Source organism: Janibacter sp. CFPM2_SD2 (assembly GCF_057364645.1).
Map to the genome: position 1 here is coordinate 1 of NZ_JBNFOF010000052.1, position 16,113 is coordinate 16,113.

Here is a 16,113-nt window from a genome sequence, read left to right on the forward strand (position 1 = left end):
CCGTCGTCCGGCCAGCGGTGGTCCCGCCGGCCCCGAAGGCACCCGGAGGTCCCCGCCGCCCGGCAGCCCCGCCCCGCGGACACCGGCGGACCCGGCCGACGGCGCCGCCCGCTGCGCACCTTGGGGATCTGCGTCCTCGTCCTCGCCCTCGTGTGGGGCGGCGCGATGGTCTGGGCGGTCAACAGCGCCTGGTCCAACGTCGCGAAGGTCGACGCCACCCCGCCCGGGCCGCACCCCGACAGCGAGGGGCGCAATGTCCTGCTCGTCGGCAGCGACTCCCGCGCCGGCCTCACCGACGAGGAGCGTCGCGAGCTCGGCACCGGCTCCGACACCGGCGGAGCCCGCACCGACTCGATCCTCGTGCTGCACACCGGCGGCGGGAAGTCGACGCTGCTGTCGATCCCCCGCGACTCCTACGTCGAGATCCCGGGCAACGGCATGAACAAGATCAACGCCGCCTTCAGCATCGGCGGGCCCAAGCTGCTCAGCCAGACCATCGAGCACAACACCGGGCTGAAGATGGACGGCTACATGGAGATCGGCTTCGGGGGCTTCGCGCAGGTCGTCGACGCGGTCGACGGGGTCAACATCTGCGTCAAGAACGACATGGACGACCCCAAGGCGCACATCAACCTCAAGAAGGGCTGCCAGGACATGGACGGCAAGACCGCCCTGGGCTATGTGCGCGCCCGCTACTCCGACCCCGAGGGTGACCTCGGGCGGGCGAAGCGGCAGCGGCAGTTCCTCGGTGCCCTCATGGGCAAGATCGCCACGCCCTCGACGGTGCTGCAGCCGTGGAAGATCCACTCCCTCGGCAAGGACAGCGCCGGCGCCCTCACCGTCGGCGAGGACGACTCGATGTTCGGCACGGCGCGTGCCTTCTGGGCCTTCCGCAGCATCGCCAAGGGCGACGGCAACTCGGTGACCGTGCCGATCTCCAACAACAACCTGCCCACGCCCGTCGGCTCGGCGGTGCAGTGGGACGAGGAGCAGGCGCCGAAGCTCTTCGACGACCTGAAGAACGACCGGTCGATCACCGTCGAGCCCGACGACAGCTGAGCCCACCCGCTCCCTGAGGAGGCCGCCCGCGGCCGTCTCGAAGGGAGACCTCAGTCGCCGACGAGAAGGACGACGAGGGTGCGCGGCCCGTGCACACCCTCGACCCGACTGAGCTCGATGTCGCTGGTGGCGCTGGGCCCGCTGATCCACGTCTGCGGGCGAAGGGGGTCCAGGCGCCGCACGGCGTGGGGCACGTCGGGGACGACCTGGCTGGCGCGCACGATGACGACGTGCCGGTCGGGCAGCAGGGTGAGCGCCCGACGCCCCTGGCCCTCGCCGTGGTCGAGCACGACGGTGCCGGTCGCGGCGATGCCGGCGGCGCACGTCGTGACGACGCTGTCGAAGCCCTCGACGTCGTGGTCGTCGACATCTCCCGTCGACACCGCGTCCTCGCCCAGCCGGCCGACGACCGCCTCACGGACGGCGTCGGGGACCCCGTCGGGGACGAGGACCCGCTCGGCGCCGCGCAACGCGGTGAGCACCTGCACGGGCACGTCGTGGGAGCGGCAGCGCACGACGGTCGCCCGGTAGTCGCTGACCAGCTCGGCGAAGCGGTCGAGCATCTGCCCCGGGTCGGGCGGCGGCAGGGTCGGCTGCGGCTCGGGGGCCTCGACCTGCTCGGCCCCGCGGACCGCGTCACGCACCGCGGCCAGGATCTCCTCACGTGCGCTGCTCATCGCGACCTCCCCTTCCACCACTGCCGGAAGGACTGCCGGGGCGGGACCGGCATGTCCCGTGACTGCGTCCACTTGTGCCCCACCGAGGGCAGCCAGCCGAGCATCGGTCTGCCGGAGGCGTTGTCGCGTCGGCTGACCCGGTCGAGCACCCGGCCGGCGAGCCCGCTCGCGCGCTGCCCGAGCGAGAGCCGGCGAGCATCGGAGAAGGCCCAGGCGGTGGCCTTCATCGCGGCCGCCTCGGGACCCGGGATCCGATCCTCCCGGTGGGCATCGACACCTGCGCGCGCAGGTCGACGAGGACGCTCGGGATGTCGATCTTCACCGGGCAGACCTCGTAGCACGCGCCGCACAGGCTGGAGGCGAAGGGGAGGGAGTCCACCTGGTCGCTCTCGCCGACCCCCTTGAGCAGCGGGTTGAGGATCGCGCCGATCGGCCCCGGGTAGACGGAGCCGTAGGCGTGGCCGCCGGTGCGCTCGTAGACGGGGCAGATGTTGAGGCAGGCCGAGCAGCGGATGCAGCGCAGGGCCTGCCGGCCGACCTCGTCGGCGAGCGCCCGGGTGCGGCCGTTGTCGAGCAGCACGACGTGACACTCCTGCGGGCCATCGCCCTCGGTGACCCCCGACCAGGTCGAGGTGTAGGGGCTCATCCGCTCACCCGTGCTCGAGCGCGGCAGCAGCTGGAGGAAGACGTCGAGGTCGTCCCAGGTGGGCACGACCTTTTCGATCCCCACGACGCTGACGAGGACCTCGGGCAGCGTGAGGCACATCCGGCCGTTGCCCTCGGACTCGACGACGACGAGCGAGCCCGTCTCCGCGACAGCGAAGTTGGCGCCGGAGACGGCGACCTTGGCCCGCAGGAACTTCTCCCGCAGGTGCAGCCGGCTGGCCTCGGCGAGCGCGGCCGGGTCGTCGGTGAGGTCGTCGGGGGCGGGCCGGCCGACCTGCCCCATCTCGCGGGTGAAGATGTCGCGGATCTCGGTGCGGTTGCGGTGGATCGCGGGCACGAGGATGTGGCTCGGCAGGTCGTGCCCGAGCTGGACGATGAGCTCGGCGAGGTCGGTCTCCCAGGCCGAGATCCCGCGGGCCTCGAGGGCCTCGTTGAGCTGGATCTCCTGGGTGGCCATCGACTTGACCTTGACGACCTCGTCGACGCCGTGGCCCTCGGCGATGTCGCCGACGATCCGGCAGGCCTCCTCTGCGTCGCGGGCCCAGTGCACGGTCACCCCGCGCTCGGTGAGCCGCTCCTCGAGCCGCACGAGCTGGGTGTCGAGGTCGTGCAGGGCGCGGTCCTTGAGGCTCGCGGCCCGCGTGCGCAGGCCCTCCCAGTCGTCGAGCTCGCCGATGACGTCGGCGCGCTTGTCACGGATGGTGTGGGTGGCCTTGTGCAGGTTGCGCCGCAGCTGGTCGTCGGCCAGCGCGTCGACGGCCGCCTCCGGGAAGGGCGGCATCCCGAGGAAGGTGGCGCTCATGCGGGCACCTCCTCGGTCGCGGCGAGCACCTCGGCGAGGTGCATCGTGCGCACTGGCGACCCCTGGCGGGAGAGGATCCCGCCGATCTGCATGAGGCAGGAGGAGTCCCCGGCGACGAGCACCTCGGCGCCGGACTCGATGGCGTGGGCCGCCTTGTCCTGCCCCATGGCGGCGGAGACGTCGGCATTCTTCACGGCGAAGGTGCCGCCGAAGCCGCAGCACTCCCGCTCCTGCGGCAGCTCGCGCAGCTCGAGGCCACGGACCGCCTCGAGGAGCCGTCGTGGCCGGTCCCCGACCCCGAGCATCCGCAGCGAGTGGCAGGTCGGGTGGTAGGCGACCGAGTGCGGGAAGGACGCTCCGACGTCGGTGACCCCGAGGACGTCGACGAGGAACTCCGACAGCTCGTGGGCACGAGGTCCGTGGCGCTCCACCGCGGCGACGAGCTCCGCGTCGCCGGAGCGCCGCGCGATGATCTCGTGCTGGTGGCGGACGCTTCCGGCGCAGGAGCCCGAAGGGAGGACGACGGCGTCGTAGTCGGCGAAGGTGCTCGCGTAGGAGCGCACGACGGGCTCGGCCTCGTCGAAGTAGCCGGTGTTGATCATCGGCTGGCCGCAGCAGGTCTGCCCCGGTGGCACGTCGACCTCCACTCCCAACCTTTCCAGCAGTCGGACGGTGGCCTTCGCGACGTCCGGGAACATCGTGTCCCCGATGCACGTGGCCATGAGGGCGACTCTCATCTGACCTCCTCGACGGTGGTGACCTCCCCTGCAGGCTATGCCCGGATCCCGGTGGGTGAGGGGTGTCACACACCGGATACCGTGAGCGCATGGACAACACGCTGCAGAAGATCGGGGTGGTCGGGTGCGGCCTCATGGGTGCCGGCATCGCCGAGGTGTGCGCCCGAGCCGGCTCCGACGTCGTCGTCGTCGAGTCGGACCAGGAGCGGGCGGACGCCGGGCGCGGCCGCCTCGAGAAGTCGCTGCGACGCGCGCAGGAGCGCGGCCGCATCGAGTCGGTCGACGAGGTGCTGGGCCGGATCCGGGTCGTCACCGAGCTCACCGAGCTCGCCGACCGCGAGATGGTCGTCGAGGCGATCCTCGAGGACGAGGCGGCCAAGGTCGAGCTCTTCAAGCAGCTCGACGAGATCGTCTCCTCGCCCGAGGCGATCCTCGCGTCCAACACCAGCTCGATCCCGATCATGAAGCTCGCGACGGTCACCAAGCGCCCGGCCAACGTGCTCGGCGTCCACTTCTTCAACCCCGTGCCGGTCCTCAAGCTCGTCAGCTCGTGCCCTCGCTCATGACGGCCGACGAGACGGTCGAGCGGGCCCGCGCCTACGTCGACGGTGACCTCGGCAAGCACGCCATCACCTGCCAGGACCGCGCCGGCTTCGTCGTCAACAGCCTGCTCATCCCCTTCATCCTCAGCGCGATCCGCATGTACGAGTCGGGCTTCGCCACCGCCGAGGACATCGACCAGGGCTTCGTGCTCGGGGCCGCGCACCCGCAGGGCCCGCTCGCCCTCGCCGACCTCATCGGTCTCGACACGACGATGGCCGTCGCCCAGTCGCTCTACGAGGAGTTCAAGGAGCCGCTCTACGCTCCCCCGCCTCTCCTGCAGCGCATGGTCGACGCCAACCTCCTCGGCCGCAAGGCCGGTCGCGGCTTCTACACCTACGAAGGCTGAGCCCCGCCCACACCGTCAGACCGACGAAGGGCCCGAGTCCGGATGGACTCGGGCCCTTCGTCGTGCGCCGGGCGGCGCCGGGGATCTCGCCCGCGCGGGGGCGCGTAGTCAGCGCGCGGTGGGCAGACCCTTGAGCAGCTGCCGCGCCATGACGACCCGCTGGACCTGGTTGGTGCCCTCGTAGATCTGGGTGATCTTGGCGTCGCGCATCATCCGCTCGAGCGGGAAGTCGCGGGTGTAGCCCGCCCCGCCGAGCAGCTGGACGGCGTCGGTCGTGACCTTCATGGCGACGTCCGAGGCGAAGCACTTCGCCGCGGCACCGAAGAAGGACAGGTCGGCGTCGTGGCGCTCGGACTTCGCCGCCGCGACGTAGACCATCTGGCGGGCGGCCTCGAGCTCCATCGCCATGTCGGCGAGCATGAACTGGATGCCCTGGAAGTCGGCGATGTGCTTGCCGAACTGCTGGCGCTCCTTGACGTAGGCCAGCGCCTCGTCGAGCGCGCCCTGGGCGATGCCGACGGCCTGGGCGCCGATCGTCACGCGGGTGTGGTCGAGGGTGCGCAGGGCGATCTTCAGGCCCTCGCCCTCGGCGCCGACGATGCGGTCGCCGGGGATGCGGCAGTTGTCGAAGTGCAGCTCACGCGTCGGGCTGCCCTTGATGCCGAGCTTGCGCTCCTTCTCCGAGAAGCCGAAGCCCTCGTCGGACTTCTCGACGACGAAGGCCGAGATGTTGTTGCCGCGCGGGCCGTCGGGGTCGGTGACCGCGAGGACCGTGTAGAGCTCGGACTCGCCGGCATTGGTGATCCAGGCCTTCTGGCCGTTGAGGATCCAGTCGTCGCCGTCCTTGGTGGCCTTGCACTTCATGCCCGCGGTGTCGGAGCCGGCCTCACGCTCGGAGAGGCCGTAGCTGAAGCCCTCCCCCTTCGCCAGGCGCGGCATGTAGCGGGCGTTGATCTCCTCGGACCCGCCGAGGATCACCGGCATCGAGCCGAGCTTGTTGACCGCGGGGATGAGCGAGGACGACGCACAGACGCGGGCGACCTCCTCGATGATGATGCACACGGCGAGGGCGTCGGCACCGACGCCGCCGTGCTCCTCCGCCACGTGGGCGGCGTGGAAGTCGCTCGCGATGAGGGCCTCGTTGGCCTCCTTCGGGAAGCGGGACTCCTCGTCGACCTCGGCGGCGAAGGGCTTGATCTTCGCCTCCGCGACGGCCCTGACGGCCTCACGGATCGCCTCGTGGTCCTCGGAGGTACGGAACATGTCGAAGTCGGGATTCGCGCTCACGGCCGTGATGCTACCGGCCGCCCCAACGGCCTTGCACAGGTGTTCAACGACAAGACCCACGACGACGTCTGTCGCCTACCCACAACACGCCGACGCCAGTCATGATCAGGCGCAGGTCGAAGGGGGATGGCTGCGCACATCAAGCCGAAGTCGGTCACACCACCGTGAGGCATGTACGCAACGCAGGACTTCGGCGGGCGCAGCCGTCCCCCTTCGACCGGAGCAACCGGAGCGAAGGGGGGACGGCGAAACGGCTCAGCTGTCGGTGCCGAAGAGGTCGCGGGTGTAGACCTTGTCGGCGACGTCCTCGAGGTCCGCGGTGCGGCGGTTGGCGATGATGACGTCGGAGACGGACTTGAAGTCCTCGAGGTCGCGGTAGACCTTCGACCCGAAGAACTCGTCCTCCTGCAGGGCGGGCTCGAAGATGACGACCTGCACGCCCTTGCCCTTGAGGCGCTTCATGATCCCCTGGATCGAGGAGGCGCGGAAGTTGTCCGAGCCGGACTTCATGATCAGGCGGTGGACGCCGACGACCTTGGGCTGGCGACGCAGGATGTCCTCGGCGACGAAGTCCTTGCGGGTGCGGTTGGAGTCGACGACCGCCTGCATGAGGTTCTGCGGGACGTCCTGGTAGTTGGCCAGCAGCTGCTTGGTGTCCTTGGGCAGGCAGTAGCCGCCGTAGCCGAAGGACGGGTTGTTGTAGTGCGTGCCGATGCGCGGGTCGTGGCCGACGCCGTCGATGATCTGGCGGGTGTTGAGCCCGTGCGTCGCGGCGAAGGTGTCGAGCTCGTTGAAGTAGGCGACGCGCATCGCGAGGTAGGTGTTGGCGAAGAGCTTGATCGCCTCGGCCTCGGTGGAGTCGGTGAGCAGCACCGGGGTGTCGGTGTCCTCGGCGCCCTCGACGAGCAGGTCGGCGAAGCGCTGCGCGCGGTCGCTCACCTCGCCGACGACGATGCGGCTGGGGTGGAGGTTGTCCTCCAGGGCCTTGCCCTCGCGCAGGAACTCGGGGCTGAAGATCAGGTTGTCGGTCCCGAGCTTCTCCCGCAGACCGGCGGTGAAGCCGACGGGGATCGTGGACTTGACGACCATGACGGCGTCGGGGTTGATCTCCATGACGTCGCGCACGACGCCCTCGACCGAGCTGGTGTTGAAGTAGTTGGTGTCGGGGTCGTAGTCCGTCGGCGTCGCGATGACGACGAAGTCGGCGCCCGCGTAGGCCTGCTCCTTGTCGAGGGTGAAGGTCAGGTCGAGCTCACGGTGGGCGAGGAAGTCGATGATCTTCTCGTCCTGGATCGGGCTGGTGCCGGCATTGAGCATCTCGACGCGGCGTGCGTCGATGTCGAAACCGACCACCTCGTTGTGCTGGGCCAGCAGGACGGCCATGGACAGGCCGACATAACCGGTCCCGACGACGGCGATCTTGGTAGTCACGTGATTCCTCACTGCGCTCGGGTCTGGGGTGTACTCCCGGGCGCATTATGTCCGACCGGCATGACATTCCGCGTCCCGGCGTGGCGTGGGCCGTTGATTCCCCCGGCGCGGGGGCGTTGGATGGGTCACATGAGCCTGACGCACAAGAACGACACGGAGATCATGCGGCGCCTCATCGCGGACCCGGGCACCTGGGTGGTCGTGGGCCTGAGCAGCAACACCGACCGCGATGCCTACCGCGTGGCCCGCTGGCTGAAGTACGAGATGCACAAGGCGATCATCCCCGTGCACCACTCGGCCGAGACGGTCGACGGCGACCAGGGATATGCCTCGATCTCCGACATCCCCGACGGCGACGTCAAGGTCATCGACCTCTTCGTCAACAGCGGCGAGGTCGGCGCCCTCGTCGACGAGGCGATCGCCAACAAGGACCGCCTCCAGATCGACGCCATCTGGATGCAGCTCGGCGTCGAGGACCCGGCCGCGGCCGACCGCGCCAAGGAGGCCGGCCTGCAGGTCGTCATGAACACCTGCCCCAAGATCGAGTGGCGCCAGCTGCGCAACGAGGGCGCCGCGCGCTGACCGACCCGAGCGAAGGGGGTCAGGCCCGCTCGGGGGTCTCCGGCGCCGGCGCACGACCGGCGGCGACCCGCTGACGCAGGCGCTCCCCCTTCGCATGGGCCTGGGCGGACAGGTCCGCGGCGAAGTTCGCCAGGGCCTCCCGCAGGCGCTGCGCCTCCTCGCCGTCGCCGGCCGCGAGGATGCGCACGGCCATCAGGCCCGCGTTGCGGGCCCCGCCGACGGCCATCGTCGCCACGGGGATGCCGGCCGGCATCTGCACGATCGACAGCAGCGAGTCCATGCCGTCGAGGTGCTTCAGGGGCACGGGCACGCCGACGACCGGCAGGGGCGTCACCGACGCGAGCATGCCGGGCAGGTGCGCGGCGCCGCCGGCGCCGGCGATGATCACCCGCAGGCCCCTCCCTTCGGCCTGCTGCCCGTACTCGACCATCTCGGTGGGCATGCGGTGCGCGGAGACGACATCGGCCTCGAAGGCGATGCCGAAGTCCTCGAGCACCTCGGCGGCCGCCTCCATCGTCGGCCAGTCGCTGTCGCTGCCCATGACGAGGCCGACGCGCGGGCTGCTGCTGTCACTGGTCATTCGGTGATCACTCCCTGGATGTAGTCCGCCGCGTGACGGGCCCGCTCGCGCAGGTCCGCCAGGTCGGTGCCGCTGACGTTGACGTGGCCGATCTTGCGGCCGGGGCGCACGGCCTTGCCGTAGAGGTGCACCTTGAGCTCCGGGTCGCGGGCCATGAGGTGCCGGTAGGTCGGGTAGAGGTCGGTGGGCTCGCCGCCGAGGACATTGCCCATGACGGTCCACGGCTCGCGGGCACGCGGCGAGCCGAGCGGAAGGTCGAGCACGGCCCGCAGGTGCTGCTCGAACTGCCCGGTCACCGCCCCGTCCATGCTCCAGTGGCCGGAGTTGTGCGGACGCATCGCGAGCTCGTTGACGACGACCGAGCCGTCGGCGAGCTCGAAGAGCTCGACGGCCATGACCCCGGTGACGCCCAGGGCCGCGGCGATGTCGAGCCCGACGAGGGTGGCCGCCTCGGCGGCATCGGCCGGCAGGTCCGGCGCCGGGGCGATGACCTCGGTGCAGATCCCGTCGGTCTGCACGGTCTTCGAGACGGGCCAGGCGGCGGCCTGGCCGGAGGGGCTGCGGGCGAGGAGCACCGCCAGCTCACGGACGAAGGGGACGGCCTCCTCGAGCAGCAGCTGCTCGCCGCGCTCGGCCGCGGCGGCGAGCCAGTCGCGCACGTCGTCGATGCCGTCGGCGACGAGCACGCCCTTGCCGTCGTAGCCGCCGCGGGGGGTCTTGACGACGACCGGCCAGCCGACCTCCTCCGCGAAGGCGAGGACCTCCCCTTCGCTCTCCGCCGGGGCCCACCGCGGGCAGGGGACGCCGGCGTCGGTGAGGGCCCGCCGCATGACGAGCTTGTCCTGCGCGTGCACGAGGGCCTCGGGGGTCGGGTGGACGGCGACGCCGTCGGCGACGAGGGCCTGCAGCACCGGCGCGGGCACGTGCTCGTGGTCGAAGGTGACCACGTCGCAGTGGCGGGCGAAGTCGCGGACCGTCTCGACGTCGGTGTGGTCCCCGACCGGGGCGAAGGGGGTGACGAGCGCCGCCGACGCATCGCTCGCCTCGGCGAGGACCGCCAGCGTCACGCCGAGCTCGGCCGCGGGGCCGGCGCACATCCGCGCGAGCTGACCACCACCGATCACACCGACGACGGGGAAACCTCCGGGGGCACGTGGGGGAATCGACACGTGCCGAGGATACGGTGCCGCCGAATGTCACGGTCGCGGATTACGCTGCACGAGATGCCCGACTCGACCCAGGCGGCCCCCGACACCGCGGACGACATGGCCCCGGCACGCCGCCGCGGCGGCCTCGGGCGCCTCGTCGACACGATCTGGCACGAGGTCGCGAAGTTCGGGCTCGTCGGCGCGATCTCCTTCGTCATCGACCTCGGTGGGATGAACCTGCTGACCCACACCGTCCTCGAGGGCAAGCCGACGACCGCCCGCATCCTCAGCGGCGTCGCGGCGACCCTCTTCGCCTGGTTCGGCAACCGCAGCTGGACCTTCGCGCACCGGCGCTCCCGCCCGGTCCACCACGAGGTGACGCTCTTCTTCGTCGTCAACGGCCTGGCCCTGGTCATCTCGACGGCCTGCCTCGTCATCTCGCACTACGTCCTGGGCTTCGAGACCCGGCTCGCGGACAACATCGCGACGGTCATCGGCATCGGCCTGGGCACGCTCTTCCGCTTCTGGACCTACCGGCGCTTCGTCTTCGCCAACGAACCGATGGACGTCGACACCTCACCCCTCGAGAGCGACGACTCCCCCACCTGACAACTCTGCAAGACCCTAGGGTTTTGCAGAGTTCACCGGGCCCAACTTCGCAAGACCCTAGGGTTTTGCGGAGTCTTGCGGCTTCGGGCCTGTCAGCGGCTGCCGGGGCCGGAGAGGAAGACGCAGAAGACCGCCGGCTGGGCCTGGACGAGCTCGAGACGACCGCCGTTGCGCTCGGCGAGCTGGCGCGCGAGGCCGAGCCCGAGGCCCGAGCCGTGCGAGGTCACCGAGCGCTCGAAGATGTGCGGCGCGATCGCCGCAGGGATCCCCTCTCCCTCGTCGCTCACCTCGATGACCACCGAGGTCCCCGAGCTGCGGATCTCGATCTCGACCCGACCGGCGCCGTGGGCCAGCGCATTTTCGATCAGGGTCTGCAGGATCTGCGACAGGTCGACCGGCGAGGCGCGCACGGCGAGCCCGGGCGGACCGTCGACGCGCATGGCGCGACGAGCGGCGGTGAAGGCCGGCTGGTACTCGCGCTGCAGGCCGGCGAGAACGGAGTCGAGGGAGATCTCGGGCAGCTGGGCCTCCTCCCCCTTCGACCTCGTGCGCATCGTGTCGACGACGCCGGTGAGGCGCTCGACCTGGGTGACGGCAACAGCCGCCTCGTCGCGGATCGCGGCGAGGTCGTCGGTCTGGCCGATCTCCTCCAGCCGCATGAGCAGTGCCGTCAGCGGCGTGCGCAGCTGGTGCGAGGCGTCGGCGGCGAAGTCGCGGTCGAGGGCCCGCTGCCGCGCCAGCTCGCCGGCGAGCCGGGCGAGGTCGCCGGTGACCTGGTCGATGTCGCGCAGCCCGACGACCGAGCGCGGCAGCGCTCCGTCACCGTCGCGGATCGCCGCCACCTGGCGCTCGATGAAGGCCATGCCGTCCGCCCGGCGCCGCTCGAGGATCCGCAGGACGAGGAAGGCGCCGCCACCGACGGTGACGACCCCGACGAAGGGGGCGACGACCGTCCAGCCGACGAGGTCGAGACCGAGGACGTGCTCGCCCCCGTCACCGGAGACCAGCGCCACGCTCCCGAGCACGAGAGCCGTGACGACAGCGACCCCGATGACCGCCGCGAGGAGGAGCCGGCGGGCCTGACCCGCGAAGGTCACGAGTCGAAGCGGAAGCCGACGCCACGCACCGTCGCGATGTGGCGCGGGTCGGCGACGTCGTCACCGAGCTTCCGGCGCAGGACAGAGATGTGCATGTCGAGCGCCTTCGTCGAGCCGTACCACTCGGTCTCCCAGACCTCGCCCATGAGCTGCTCACGGGTGACGACCCGGCCGGCCTCGCGGACGAGGACGCTGAGGACCGCGAACTCCTTGGCCGTCAGGGCCAGCTCCTCGCCGTGGAACCACACGCGTCGGCTGTCGACGTCGATGCGCAGCGGACCGGTCGGCTCGACGGTGTCGTCGGAGCGACGGCGCAGCAGCGCACGCACCCGCGCCATGAGCTCGGCGAGGCGGAAGGGCTTGGTGACGTAGTCGTCGGCGCCGGCGTCGAGACCCACGACGGTGTCGACCTCGTCGGCGCGCGCGGTGAGGATGAGCACCGGCACGTCGGAGCCGGTGGCGCGCATCCGACGACACACCTCGAGGCCGTCGAGCGTGGGCAACCCGAGGTCGAGGACGAGCAGGTCGGGCGGGGTGCCGATCGCCGCATCGAGCGCATCGCGCCCGTCCTCGTGGACCGTCACCTCGTATCCCTCGCGGACGAGGCCCGGGCCAAGGGGTCGGAGATGGCAGCGTCGTCCTCGGCCAGCAGCACTCGTGTCATGGGTCGGATCATAGGAACTGCAGCTCAGACGTGCGCGGTGACATGCGCAGGGCCGCGCACACCGGTGACCCGCACGAGCCGGCTCGGGGCGACCTCGCCGATGCCACGCAGCGAGCGCGGGCGGGTCGGCAGGGTCGAAAATCCGCTGAGCGGCTCCAGCAGGCGGGCCAGCGCGTCGTCGACGAAGACACCACCGGGCGGCGCGACCGCGGTGAGCCGGCTGGCGCGGTTGACCGTCGTTCCGAAGACGTCGCCCAGACGCCGCACGACCGGCCCGTGGGCCATGCCAACGCGCGCCGACGGGAGCAGGTCGTCCTCGCTCATCGCCTCGACGAGGTCGAGCGAGATGGCCGCGGCGGGCGCGACCTCGAAGGTCTGGAAGAGCACCTCGTCGCCCACGGTCTTGACGACGCGGCCACCGTGGGCGGTGACGACGTCGGTGCACAGGTCCTCGAAGCGCTGGACCATGCGGGCGAGGTCGCGCTCGGTGAGTCGACGCACGACGGACGTGAAGTTGACCAGGTCGGCGAAGCCGATGACCGAGGCACGGCTGCCGTCCTCCTCGACGGTCAGCAGGCGCTGGATCGTCGCCGTGAGCTGGCGGCGCCACACGTAGACGACGAGCGGCTCGAGCTGGTCGGACAGGTCGGCGAGCCAGGTGGCGGCGGCCTCGGCATCGCGGGTCGACGCGGCGGCCGCACCGAGCGGGGTCGCGTCGTCCTCGGCCCCCGACGGGGCCTGGCCGGAGTCGTCACCGGTCGACTCGCCGTCACCCTGCCGCTGGCGGGCGATCTCCTCGCTGACCAGCTGCCCCTGCCAGGCGGCGAGCCGGTCCATCGTGCGTGCGATCGCCCGGGTCATCGCGAGCGCGAACTCCTCGGGGATGTCGTCCTCGCGGACCATCGTCGCCACCCGCGTGAGCGCCTCGAGGTCGGCCTCGGTGAACATCGTGTCGCCCTCCTGGACGACCGGGAACCCCATGGCGTGCCAGAACTTGCGAGCCGAGCGGATCGAGACGCCCGCCTCGCGGGAGACCTCACGTCGCCCCATGCTCGCGGGCCGACCGAGCATCGCCCGCTCGAAGGCCTCGAGCGCCGGGTCGTGCCCGGGGTCGTGACCGTCGGCGAGAGCCTCGGCCGCGGCGGTGGGGTCGTCAGTGGGATCGCTCGACACTGCCACCTCCACGCTCCGGGGGACGCGTGACCGGCCCCCGGTCACGGACGAGGCGACGTGCCCGCGGGGCGGATGTGCTGCACGTCACCTGCCGCCACCGTATCCGAGCGCCCGTCGGCGCTGACGACCAGCCTCCCGTCGTCGTCGACACCGGTGGCCGTCGCGGTGACCACGGAGCCGTCGGGCCGGTGGACGTCGACGAGGCGACCGATGGTGCCGCAGGCCTCGCGATAGGCGAGGTGGACCCCCTTCGCCCGCTCGTCGCCTGCCGCGAGGTCGGCATGCAGCCCGCGGAGCCCGCGGAGGACGGAGGCGGCGAGGTCGGTGCGGTCGACCTGCGCACCGACGAGGCGAAGGGAGGTCGCCGTCGCCACGGGCAGCTGGTCGCGCTCGTGGTGCACGTTGATCCCGATGCCGACGACCACGCCGGTGCCGGACGGGAGCATCTGGCACAGGACGCCGCAGACCTTGCGGTCACCGTCGGCGGGCACGAGGACGTCGTTGGGCCACTTGAGCTCGGCGGCCACGCCGACCTCGGTCAGCGCGGAACGCACGGCGAGCCCGGCGGCCAGGGGCAGCCAGCCGGGTGCAGGGACGGTCGGGACGAGCACCGACATCGCCAGCCCCGCGCCGGGGACCTCCTGCCAGGCGCGACCGAGACGTCCGCGGCCGGCCGTCTGCAGGTCGGCGAGCACCGGGGACCACGGCACCGCGCGCTCGAGGACGTCGGCATTGGTCGATCCGGTGACCTCGCGGTGCACGACCGCACCCCACCCCTGTGAGGTGGGTAACGCCGTGGTCAGACGCTGGACGTCGATCGGAGGGAGCATGCGCGCAAGGCTAGGCTGCGCGTCATGTCCCAGAGCACCGAGACCACTGACGCTCAGGCGATCGGTGGCACCGACGTCCCCGACGGCATCGACATCCACACGACGGCCGGCAAGCTCGCCGACCTGAAGCGTCGGGTGGCCGAGGTCGCGCATGCCGGATCCGAGCGTGCCATCGAGAAGCAGCACGCCCGCGGCAAGAAGACCGCCCGAGAGCGGATCGCGCTCCTCCTCGACGAGGACAGCTTCGTCGAGATGGACAAGTACGCGCGCCACCGCTCGACCGCCTTCGGCCAGGAGGCCAACCGCCCCTACGGCGACGGCGTCGTCACCGGCTACGGCACGGTCGACGGTCGTCAGGTCGCGGTCTTCGCGCAGGACTTCACGGTCTTCGGCGGGTCCCTCGGTGAGGTCTTCGGCGAGAAGATCACCAAGGTCATGGACTTCGCGATGAAGATCGGCTGCCCCGTCGTCGGGCTCAACGACTCCGGCGCGCGCGCATCCAGGAGGGTGTCGTCTCCCTCGGTCTCTACGGCGAGATCTTCAAGCGCAACGTGCACGCGTCGGGCGTCATCCCGCAGATCTCGCTCATCATGGGCCCCTGCGCCGGCGGCGCCGTCTACTCCCCCGCCGTCACCGACTTCACCGTCATGGTCGACCAGACCTCGCACATGTTCATCACCGGCCCCGACGTCATCAAGACCGTCACCGGTGAGGACGTGGAGTTCGAGGACCTCGGTGGCGCCCGCTCGCACAACACCAAGTCCGGTGTCGCGCACTACATGGGCACCGACGAGGAGGACGCCATCGACTACGTCAAGGCGCTCCTGTCGTACCTGCCGAGCAACAACCTCGAGACGGCGCCCGTCTTCGGCGGCGAGCTCGACCTCGCGGTCAACGACACCGACCTGGCGCTCGACACGATCATCCCCGACTCGGCGAACATGCCCTACGACATGAAGGCCGTCATCGAGACCGTCGTCGACGACGGCGAGTTCCTCGAGGTGCACCCGCTCTTCGCGCCCAACATCATCTGCGGCTTCGCCCGCGTCGAGGGCCAGTCGGTCGGCATCGTCGCCAACAACCCGATGCAGTTCGCCGGCACCCTCGACATCGACGCCTCGGAGAAGGCCGCCCGCTTCGTGCGTACCTGCGACGCCTTCAACGTCCCGGTCCTCACCTTCGTCGACGTTCCCGGATTCCTCCCCGGCACCGACCAGGAGTGGAACGGCATCATCCGCCGCGGCGCGAAGCTCATCTACGCCTACGCCGAGGCGACCGTCCCGCTCGTCACGGTCATCACCCGCAAGGCCTACGGCGGCGCCTACGACGTCATGGGCTCCAAGCACCTCGGCGCCGACATCAACCTCGCGTGGCCGACCGCCCAGATCGCCGTCATGGGCGCGCAGGGCGCGGTCAACATCCTCTACCGCAAGCAGATTGCCGCGGCCGAGTCCGAGGGGCGCGACGTCGAGGCGGCCCGGCAGGAGTTCATCACCGCCTACGAGGACGCCCTCGCCAACCCCTACGTCGCCGCCGAGCGTGGCTACATCGACACCGTCATCACGCCGAGCAACACGCGGATGAACGTCTCGAAGGCGCTGCGGGCCCTGCGCACCAAGCGGGAGACCCTGCCGCCCAAGAAGCACGGGAACATTCCGCTGTGATGGCTTCGCAGGAGCAGTCGTCCGAGCAGGGCGAGCAGCCCGAGGCTGCGGCGCCCGCGGCCGCCGGCATCGAGGTCCTCGGCGACGCCTCGCCGGAGCAGGTCGCGGCGCTCGTCGCGGTCCTGTCCGGGCTGGGTGGCGGCGAGGAGGAGGCCCGG

At 70.9% G+C, this 16,113-nt stretch carries 14 protein-coding genes and 3 pseudogenes; 6 read left to right on the top strand and 11 right to left on the bottom strand.

Annotated elements, in window-relative coordinates; genetic code table 11:
* The coding region (locus AC2W7J_RS07090) for an LCP family protein (RefSeq protein ID WP_485981898.1) at positions 1–1,059 on the top strand (1,059 nt) is incomplete at its 5' end.
* A 50-nt stretch (positions 1,060–1,109) separates the two neighbouring features.
* Here the strand turns inward: AC2W7J_RS07090 and AC2W7J_RS07095 are convergent.
* The 3 genes and pseudogenes from AC2W7J_RS07095 to AC2W7J_RS07105 all read right to left on the bottom strand — a co-directional run bounded on the left by AC2W7J_RS07095 (position 1,110) and on the right by AC2W7J_RS07105 (position 3,941).
* The gene (locus tag AC2W7J_RS07095; RefSeq protein WP_255184039.1) at positions 1,110–1,736 is read right to left on the bottom strand and encodes a LutC/YkgG family protein; all 627 of its coding nucleotides are present in this window, start codon (positions 1,734–1,736) and stop codon (positions 1,110–1,112) included.
* Positions 1,733–3,204: pseudogene (locus AC2W7J_RS07100) on the bottom strand (lactate utilization protein B). Before AC2W7J_RS07100 ends, AC2W7J_RS07095 begins: the two are co-directional and overlap by 4 nt.
* Positions 3,201–3,941, bottom strand: a complete 741-nt coding sequence (locus AC2W7J_RS07105; RefSeq protein WP_255184041.1) for a (Fe-S)-binding protein — start codon at positions 3,939–3,941, stop codon at positions 3,201–3,203. The pseudogene AC2W7J_RS07100 and the gene AC2W7J_RS07105 overlap by 4 nt, the downstream one beginning before the upstream one ends.
* A gap of 89 nt (positions 3,942–4,030) precedes the next feature.
* On the opposite strand from AC2W7J_RS07105, the gene AC2W7J_RS07110 reads away from it, so the two are divergent.
* Together AC2W7J_RS07110 and AC2W7J_RS07115 are read left to right on the top strand one after the other, a co-directional pair.
* On the top strand, positions 4,031–4,507 hold the full coding sequence (locus AC2W7J_RS07110; protein ID WP_485981899.1) for a 3-hydroxyacyl-CoA dehydrogenase NAD-binding domain-containing protein: 477 nt from the start codon (positions 4,031–4,033) through the stop codon (positions 4,505–4,507).
* A complete protein-coding gene (locus tag AC2W7J_RS07115; protein WP_485981900.1) occupies positions 4,504–4,890 on the top strand; it encodes a 3-hydroxyacyl-CoA dehydrogenase family protein in 387 nt (128 codons plus the stop codon). Before AC2W7J_RS07110 ends, AC2W7J_RS07115 begins: the two co-directional genes overlap by 4 nt.
* Before the next feature lie 108 nt (positions 4,891–4,998).
* Here AC2W7J_RS07115 and AC2W7J_RS07120 read toward each other — a convergent pair whose 3' ends face one another.
* Together AC2W7J_RS07120 and AC2W7J_RS07125 are read right to left on the bottom strand one after the other, a co-directional pair.
* On the bottom strand, positions 4,999–6,177 hold the full coding sequence (locus AC2W7J_RS07120; protein WP_255184043.1) for an acyl-CoA dehydrogenase family protein: 1,179 nt from the start codon (positions 6,175–6,177) through the stop codon (positions 4,999–5,001).
* A gap of 255 nt (positions 6,178–6,432) precedes the next feature.
* Positions 6,433–7,608, bottom strand: a complete 1,176-nt coding sequence (locus AC2W7J_RS07125; RefSeq protein WP_255184044.1) for a nucleotide sugar dehydrogenase — start codon at positions 7,606–7,608, stop codon at positions 6,433–6,435.
* A 129-nt stretch (positions 7,609–7,737) separates the two neighbouring features.
* On the opposite strand from AC2W7J_RS07125, the gene AC2W7J_RS07130 reads away from it, so the two are divergent.
* Positions 7,738–8,190, top strand: coding sequence for a CoA-binding protein (locus AC2W7J_RS07130; RefSeq protein ID WP_427801251.1), 453 nt, complete (start codon positions 7,738–7,740; stop codon positions 8,188–8,190).
* A gap of 19 nt (positions 8,191–8,209) precedes the next feature.
* On the opposite strand, the gene purE is transcribed toward AC2W7J_RS07130, so the two are convergent.
* Positions 8,210–8,770, bottom strand: coding sequence for a 5-(carboxyamino)imidazole ribonucleotide mutase (gene purE / locus AC2W7J_RS07135; RefSeq protein WP_485981901.1), 561 nt, complete (start codon positions 8,768–8,770; stop codon positions 8,210–8,212).
* Positions 8,767–9,939 carry a 5-(carboxyamino)imidazole ribonucleotide synthase gene (locus tag AC2W7J_RS07140; RefSeq protein WP_485981902.1) on the bottom strand — a complete coding sequence of 391 codons (1,173 nt, stop codon included), beginning with the start codon at positions 9,937–9,939 and terminating at the stop codon, positions 8,767–8,769. Before AC2W7J_RS07140 ends, purE begins: the two co-directional genes overlap by 4 nt.
* Positions 9,940–9,993: 54 nt before the next feature.
* Between AC2W7J_RS07140 and AC2W7J_RS07145 the strand changes: the two genes are divergently transcribed.
* Positions 9,994–10,527, top strand: coding sequence for a GtrA family protein (locus tag AC2W7J_RS07145; RefSeq protein WP_485981903.1), 534 nt, complete (start codon positions 9,994–9,996; stop codon positions 10,525–10,527).
* 92 nt (positions 10,528–10,619) lie between these two features.
* Here the strand turns inward: AC2W7J_RS07145 and AC2W7J_RS07150 are convergent, their stop codons facing one another.
* The 4 genes and pseudogenes from AC2W7J_RS07150 to AC2W7J_RS07165 form a co-directional block, all read right to left on the bottom strand.
* Entirely contained in the window at positions 10,620–11,624 is a 1,005-nt protein-coding gene (locus AC2W7J_RS07150; RefSeq protein ID WP_485981904.1) for a sensor histidine kinase, read from the bottom strand.
* A pseudogene (locus AC2W7J_RS07155) lies at positions 11,621–12,288 on the bottom strand (response regulator transcription factor). The gene AC2W7J_RS07150 and the pseudogene AC2W7J_RS07155 overlap by 4 nt, the downstream one beginning before the upstream one ends.
* 24 nt (positions 12,289–12,312) lie before the next feature.
* Complete coding sequence (locus tag AC2W7J_RS07160; protein WP_485981905.1) at positions 12,313–13,461, bottom strand: adenylate/guanylate cyclase domain-containing protein; 1,149 nt, start codon at positions 13,459–13,461, stop codon at positions 12,313–12,315.
* A gap of 41 nt (positions 13,462–13,502) precedes the next feature.
* Entirely contained in the window at positions 13,503–14,291 is a 789-nt protein-coding gene (locus AC2W7J_RS07165) for a biotin--[acetyl-CoA-carboxylase] ligase (protein ID WP_421007491.1), read from the bottom strand.
* Between the two features lie 24 nt (positions 14,292–14,315).
* Between AC2W7J_RS07165 and AC2W7J_RS07170 the strand changes: the two are divergent.
* Positions 14,316–15,955 (top strand): annotated as a pseudogene (locus AC2W7J_RS07170) (acyl-CoA carboxylase subunit beta).
* Positions 15,956–16,113: the final 158 nt, after the last annotated feature.

Bases quoted from the DNA above. Each gene is read 5' to 3' on its own strand.
- AC2W7J_RS07110 (WP_485981899.1), top strand. From the start codon at position 4,031: ATGGACAACACGCTGCAGAAGATCGGGGTGGTCGGGTGCGGCCTCATG.
- AC2W7J_RS07130 (WP_427801251.1), top strand. From the start codon at position 7,738: ATGAGCCTGACGCACAAGAACGACACGGAGATCATGCGGCGCCTCATC.
- AC2W7J_RS07105 (WP_255184041.1), bottom strand. From the start codon at position 3,941: ATGAGAGTCGCCCTCATGGCCACGTGCATCGGGGACACGATGTTCCCG.
- AC2W7J_RS07145 (WP_485981903.1), top strand. From the start codon at position 9,994: ATGCCCGACTCGACCCAGGCGGCCCCCGACACCGCGGACGACATGGCC.
- purE (WP_485981901.1), bottom strand. From the start codon at position 8,770: ATGACCAGTGACAGCAGCAGCCCGCGCGTCGGCCTCGTCATGGGCAGC.
- AC2W7J_RS07115 (WP_485981900.1), top strand. From the start codon at position 4,504: ATGACGGCCGACGAGACGGTCGAGCGGGCCCGCGCCTACGTCGACGGT.
- AC2W7J_RS07165 (WP_421007491.1), bottom strand. From the start codon at position 14,291: ATGCTCCCTCCGATCGACGTCCAGCGTCTGACCACGGCGTTACCCACC.
- AC2W7J_RS07095 (WP_255184039.1), bottom strand. From the start codon at position 1,736: ATGAGCAGCGCACGTGAGGAGATCCTGGCCGCGGTGCGTGACGCGGTC.